Genomic DNA, 6,430 nt, shown 5'->3' with positions numbered 1-6,430 from the left:
CGCAGGCCGCGGTGCCGGCTCCCGTCCGCGGTGTGGCCGCCAGCGCCGCCGTCGCGGCCGCGCCGAGCGCCGCCGTGCCGGCCGTCCGGCCGTCCGCGGAACGGCCCAAGATCAGGGTGTTCCGGGCGTCGCGACCGGCCGTTTGAGCCAGGCCGGCGCAGGACCGCGGGTCGACAGATGAACCACCATGCCCATGCCGGCCGCTGGTCGCGACAGGGCGCCGAGGCGGCTCCGCGCCGCACGGTGCTGCATGTCGGTTGCGGACCCGTGACCTCTGGCCGACTGCACGCCTGGTTCACGTCCGAGCGATGGAACGAACTGCGCGTGGATGTCGACCCCGCCGTGCGCCCCGACATGGTCGCGTCGATCACCGACCTCGCGGTGATTGGCGACGCCGAGATCGACGCGGTGTGGGCCTCCCATGTGCTCGAGCACCTGCCGGACCACGACGTCCCGGTCGCCCTGCGCGAGATGACCCGGATCCTCAGGCCCGACGGCTTCGCGCTCGTCACGTCGCCCGACATCGTCACGGCGGCGCGGGCCATCGTCGCCGGTCATCTCGAGGACCCGATGTACGTGTCGCCGGCCGGGCCGGTCGCCGCGCTCGACGTGCTCTACGGCTTCCGGCCGGCGCTGAAGCGCGGCCGCGGCTACATGGCCCATCGCACCGCGTTCACCGAGGGCCGCCTCGGCCGCCTCATGATCGAGGCCGGCTTTGCCGAGGTGCGCGTCGCCACCCACGGCAGCGATCTCTGGGCCCTTGCGCTGATGCCGGACGCCGTCGACGCCTGACCCGGCGGGGCGTCGTCTCGCCGCGACTGCGCCGGTCCAGGGGACTCGGCGTCATCCCAGCCGCCATCACCATGCCCAGCCGGCGACACCGGAGTGTCGGACGTGGCGCCAGACACGGGGGCGCGCGCTCTCGAGCGACGATGCCCGGGCGTCGGGCTTGCACGATCCCACAGCTGATGACGGGCCAGGTGATCGCGGGCGTTCGCCGCGAAGCCGAGGCGCGACGGCTGCGCTCCAGCCGACCGTTGTGCGTGCTTGGCCCCACGCTGGACGCCAACGAAAAGGGGCCGCCCGAAGGCGGCCCCCCATCTCTCAGGTCCGATCCGCTGCTCAGTGCGAGCCGCTGTCGATCTTGATGCCGATTTCTTCGTCGGCCGACGTGACGTTGAGCGCGATGCTCGCCACCGCCTCGCCCTTCGTGATCGTGCCGTTGGCAAGACCATCGAGCAGCGTGGCGTAACCGGCCTCCGAGGTCGGGTCGTCGACACCGATGTTGTGGTACCAGGTGTCCAGGAAGCCCTGGGCCTGGTCGGGGTCGTTGATCGACTGGTTGTAGCCGGCGAAGGTCTGCTCCACCACGGTCGCGACGTCGTGGGTCGACGTGTAGGCGTCGAGCATCGACTTGTACTGCGCGGCCGTCGGGTCGGCGTCCGTCACGATCTCGTAGACGCGGGCGATGGCCGCCTGGACGTCGTTCTGGACCGTGATCAGCACCCCGTCGTCGAACTGCTGGAATTCGACGTTCTTGACGAGGTTGTAGCCGCCGTCGAGCTCCCAGGTGTGGGTCGACGCATCGAACGAGAAGTCCGGACGATCGCCGTTGAAGACCGCGACATCGAAGCCCGTTCCGCCATCGAGGGTGCTGGAGCCATCGTTGATCAGGAACAGGTCGTCACCGTCGCCGCCGGACGCGTTGAGATCGCCCTCGCCACCGGTGAACATGTCGTCGCCGTCGCCGCCGGAAACCGTCGCATCGCCGGTGCCGCCGTAGAAGGCATCGTTGCCGGCGCCGAGCGTGACCTTGGCATCGCCTTCGTCGGCATAGACCTGGTCGTTGCCGGCGCCGCCGATGACCGTGGCATCGCCGTCGGCCAGGTAGAACTTGTCGTTCCCTGCACCGCCGTCGAGGCGCGAGTCGCCATGACCGGCATAGATCTGGTCGTTGCCATCGCCGCCGGTGACGGTGTCGTCGCCCTCGTCGGTGTAGATGGTGTCGTTGCCGTCACCGCCGGAGATGTCGTCGTTGCCCTTGCCGCCATGGATCAGGTCGTTGCCGCCGTCGCCATAGAGCCGGTCGTCGCCGTTGCCGCCGTCGAGCTGGTCGTTGCCGGCACCGCCGTAGAGACGATCCTTGCCGTCGCCACCATTCAGGGTGTCGTTGCCGTCCTCGCCGTAGAGGCGGTCGTCACCCGTTCCGCCATCGAGCGAGTCGTTGCCGGCGCCCGAATAGAGACGGTCGTTGCCCGACCCGCCGAACAGCGTGTCGCGGCCTGCGCCGGTCTCGATCTTGTCGTCGCCGGCGGCGCCGTCGATGACCATCCGCTGCGCGCCGGTCGAGTTGACCTCGATCCGGTCGTCGCCGCCGGTCAGGCCAATCCACTGCGAGCGCTGGGCGTCGAAGTCGAGGTGGATCCCGTTGTTCCCGGAGAACAGCACGATCGGGGTGTTCTCGGACTCGTCAAAGTTGACGTCGCCAGACGCGCCCTTGAAGAGAATGCCTTCATACTGAGAGCCGGGGGCGCCGTCGGCGTCGTTCTCGGTCTCGGTGTTGAAGTCGATCTTCGACGAACCAAAGATTCCAGCTGCCGCCGCATTCTTCAGAGCTGTTTCGAAGCTTTGCGTAAAATTCTGCCCATCGATGAAAGCATCGAATGAGCCAGGGCTGCCGTCGTCTAATGTGTAAGTGGTGGCCATGACTGTACCAGCCTTTCAGTTTGAGGTCACCGAACGTGTTCTTATTTTGCGAGGCTACCGTGATCGAAACGACGATGGGCGCCAAGCCCGGTTTCCGGATTGCCGTTAAACGCCCCTTCACCGACGCGGGCCGGTTTTACTGTCTTGTTCGAAGTGAATTAGATGCGCTGCCCGAGGCATTGTTGATGAAAATTGGCGGCACCCGCGTTTTGCGCAACGCGCTCAGTGACATTGCCCGAGGGCTCGCGCCCGCCGTGGTGGCTGGAGCGGATGCGTGGGCGGGCGTGCGGAGGCCTCCCGGAGAGGGTCGGGCCGCCGAAAATTCACGGATGATGGTGGGATGGCGAAGGCCTCAGGCGGCGCGCGCGCTGAGGTCCTTCAGGAGGCTCTTGATACGATGCAGCGAGATGCGGTGCAGGCTCATGAGCTGCGCCGCCGCCCACCCGTGCGTGGCGATGAGGTCGCGCTGGTCCTGCGAGCCGTCAAACTCGGGGCGAAGCACGAAGAGGCCTTCGATCGAGACACTGTCGGTCTCGCTGCGGAAGTCCAGCGCCCAGGGCACGAAGGCCTGGCGCGCTTCCAGATCCGAAAACAGTCCGGCGAGCGCGCGGCGAGACCGGATGAAGGTCCACAGCGCCTGGCATCGTCTGTCCAGTTCGGGCGACGCGGAACCGTCTTCCCGGAAGGCCGGCACGCAAGCAGCACCCGTGCGCGGGGACAGGCCGTCGACGAGCACGGGCAGCTTCTCGGTCACGCCGTCGTCCAGCGTGGTGAGGGGATAGGCCTCGATGAGCAGCGGCCTCACCGTCGAGACGCCGTCGCGCACGCGCCGCCAGTAGGACTGGTCAGGTCGCAGGCCGATGATGGCGACGAGGTCGGGCACCTTCTGCCCCAGCCGCCAGGCGACGGGGAACCGGTCGATCAGCCGCGGCACCTCGACGGGTGCCACCGAAACCGTGCAGGGCTCCGGATCGATCGGATAGTCGGCGGGGGCCGCCAGCGTCAGCAGGGGATCGCCACGTTCGAGCTTCCTGGGATCGGAGTACATGCGGTGCTTTCCGGGGGCTCGAACAATTTGAGACAACATCGCCCGCCGGACTTAAGCGGGGCGAGCGGTGTGCTCGCTAAGGTAGCCGTGAGCGATTTTCCAATTCGTGAACTGCGGCGACTGCCCTTCCAGACATGCACCAAGACCAGACGATTCCAGCCGACGCTTTCGGCGCCCTGGCCAGGGCATTCCACGATCCGGGCACGCACCGCGCCACGCTCCCGCTGCTTGCGGGCGGCCTGCTCGACAGGCCGGGGCAACTGCGCGAAGCCCTGATGCTCGTCGACCGCTTTCACCGCACCGGTGCCGACACGGTGGCGAGCCGCCTCGTCGAGGCCTCCGCCCGCATGCGCCTGGGTGACGACGGCGCGGCCCTCGCCGCCTTGCGCCGGGCGGTCGCCATCGAGCCCTCCGATCCCGCCGCAGCGACGGCGCTCCTGCGGGCGCTGGGCACGCTGGGCGACCGCCGGGCGATGGCCGGCGTCGTCGATCGCGCGCTCCCCGGTCAGGCCGAGCCCGCCAGCGCCGTGGCCCTGCTCGACCTGGGCAGGCCTGGCTGGTCGGCGCATGGTCGCGTCGAGCGCAGCGGCCCGCGCCTCAACGGCTGGATCGTCTGGCGCGAAGGCGGCACGCGGCGCGACGTGGTCCTCGACGTGGGCGGCCGCGAACTGCGGGTCGGCGTTTCGGCATCCGAGCGCCTGCCCGGTGGCGCGCGTCTCGGACGCTTCTCGGTCCCCGTGCCCCTTCCCGTGCCCCTCATCGCGGTCCGCGACGGATTGTCGGGAACCGCACTCGCCGGCTCTCCGCTCGTCGACGATGTCCTGCTCGACGTCGGCCGCGCGCCTCCGGGCGGCGACGGCGTGAGCGTGATCGTCCCGCTGCATGGTGACGCCGCGGCCACCGCACGTTGCCTCGACAGCCTGCTGTCGGCGCGCTGCGAGACCGCGATGCGCCTCGTCCTCGTCGACGACGCCAGCCCTTCGGCCGCCATCCGCCGGTTGGGCGAAAGCCTGGCCGAGGAGGGCCTCGCCTGGAGGCTGGAGAACCCCGTCAATCTCGGCTTCATCCGCTCCGTCAACCGTGCCCTGCGCTTCGCGCCGCCGGGCGACGTGGTTCTGCTCAACGCGGACACGATCGTCGCGCCCGGTTGGCTCGACCGACTTGCCGCGGCCGCCCGGGGGCCGGGCGTCGGCACCGTGACGCCGCTGTCGAACAACGGCGAGCTCGTCAGCGTCCCGCGTCCCTTCAGGCCCGTGCCGATCCCGTCGCGCGAGCAGGTCGAGGCGATCGACGCGACGGTCGCCGAGCACCATGCGGGGCGCACCCTCGCGCTGCCGAACGGCATCGGCTTTTGCCTCTATGTCAACGCGGCCGCGCGGGCGGCGGTCGGCCTCCTGGATGCCGAGCGCTACGAGCGCGGCTATCTCGAGGAAGTGGACTACTGCCTGCGGGTCCGGGAGGCAGGCTTCGTCAACGTGGCGGCTCTCGACGTCTTCGTCGGCCACGAGGGCAGCGTCTCGTTCGGGGCGGAGAAGCGGGGCCTCGTGCGCCGCAACGCGGCGGCGCTGGCCCGCCGCTGGCCCTCGATCCACGCCGAGACGGACGCCTTCGTCGCGACCGACCCGCTGGCCGGTGTCCGGCAGATGCCCTGCCTGTGGGCGGATCGGGCCGGCCGCCCCGCGGTGGGCCTCGTCGTGGCGCGCCCGTGGCGCGAAGCGGCACTGGTGCAATGCACCGCCTTTGCCGACGACAGCCTTCTGGTGGTGCCGGACGAGACGGGCGAGGGGTGGGCCTTGAGGGTCGCACCCGGCGAGCCATCGATCCCCGTCCAGGGCGACCTCGAGGCCGCGTTGAAGTCCGCGGGAATCGAGTCCCTGCTTCTTGCCGATTGGGGCGAACTCACCGAGGCCCGGCTGCGGGCTCTCGGGGACACCGCGCTGCCGGTCGAGATCTTCGTCGCCGACGCGGCGGTCGCCTCGGCGGCGCGGCGGCCGGGTCCCGCGGGGGCCCTCTCGGCCATGCTCGTGGCCCGCGCTCGCGCGTTCCACGCGCCCTGTGCCGCCGCCGCCAGCGCCGTGGCCTCCGCCTGGCCGGCGCGCGCCGCCTCCGTGCAGGTCGTGGAGGCCGCGCCGGTGACGGCGCTGGCCCGCAGCCTGCCCCCGCGTCGGCACCACGTCGGCGTGCTCGTGACGGACCCCGCGACCCGCAGCCTCGTGGCGGCGCTGGCGCGGGCCTTGGCGGCACGGGCGTCGCCGATCCGGCTGCTCGTGCTGGGCGAGGTCGACGACCCCGTCACGCTGATGCAGGCGCCGGGCGTCTTCGTAACCGGCGCGGCGATGGACGCTCCCTCGCTGATCGACGCCATCGACACGCATGGCTGCAGCGCGCTGGTCCTGCCGCTGCGCGAGCCGTGCTTCGCGCATCCCGCCCTCGAGGCTGCCGCGGCCGCGGGTCTGCCCTGCGTCGGCTGGCCCGTCGCCGGAGCGCGCGAGGTGCTCGCGCTCGACGAGACCTCGCTGGTGCTGGACCCGTCGACCACGGTCGCCGGCCTCGCCGAGATCCTCGACCTGCATTGGGGCGGCGGGCGCAAGGCCCCGGGGGCGCGAACGCGTGTCGCCTGACCCGGGTGGCCCCGTGCATTTGACGAAAACTGCGTCGCCGGATTTCACCCGCCGG

The 6,430-nt window shown here is 70.5% G+C and carries 4 protein-coding genes; 2 read left to right on the top strand and 2 right to left on the bottom strand.

The genetic code is table 11. The features are described from left to right. Positions 1-177: 177 nt before the first annotated feature. Complete coding sequence (locus Q0Q47_RS21720; RefSeq protein ID WP_293864718.1) at positions 178-792, top strand: class I SAM-dependent methyltransferase; 615 nt, start codon at positions 178-180, stop codon at positions 790-792. A gap of 330 nt (positions 793-1,122) precedes the next feature. Here Q0Q47_RS21720 and Q0Q47_RS21715 read toward each other — a convergent pair whose 3' ends face one another. Both Q0Q47_RS21715 and Q0Q47_RS21710 read right to left on the bottom strand, forming a co-directional pair. Beyond that, complete coding sequence (locus tag Q0Q47_RS21715) at positions 1,123-2,448, bottom strand: calcium-binding protein (RefSeq protein ID WP_293864715.1); 1,326 nt, start codon at positions 2,446-2,448, stop codon at positions 1,123-1,125. A 610-nt stretch (positions 2,449-3,058) separates the two neighbouring features. Further along, entirely contained in the window at positions 3,059-3,754 is a 696-nt protein-coding gene (locus tag Q0Q47_RS21710; RefSeq protein ID WP_293864712.1) for a SapC family protein, read from the bottom strand. A 134-nt stretch (positions 3,755-3,888) separates the two neighbouring features. Here Q0Q47_RS21710 and Q0Q47_RS21705 point away from each other — a divergent pair, with 134 nt between their 5' ends. Then, entirely contained in the window at positions 3,889-6,375 is a 2,487-nt protein-coding gene (locus Q0Q47_RS21705) for a glycosyltransferase (protein ID WP_293864709.1), read from the top strand. Positions 6,376-6,430 lie beyond the last annotated feature (55 nt).

This window comes from uncultured Alsobacter sp. (assembly GCF_945952055.1).
GTDB lineage: Bacteria > Pseudomonadota > Alphaproteobacteria > Rhizobiales > Beijerinckiaceae > Alsobacter.
This window is presented reverse-complemented; position numbering and strand designations above follow the sequence as displayed.

Coding starts and splice junctions, on each gene's coding strand:
- Q0Q47_RS21720 (WP_293864718.1), top strand. CDS start 178: ATGAACCACCATGCCCATGCCGGCCGCTGGTCGCGACAGGGCGCCGAG.
- Q0Q47_RS21710 (WP_293864712.1), bottom strand. CDS start 3,754: ATGTACTCCGATCCCAGGAAGCTCGAACGTGGCGATCCCCTGCTGACG.
- Q0Q47_RS21705 (WP_293864709.1), top strand. CDS start 3,889: ATGCACCAAGACCAGACGATTCCAGCCGACGCTTTCGGCGCCCTGGCC.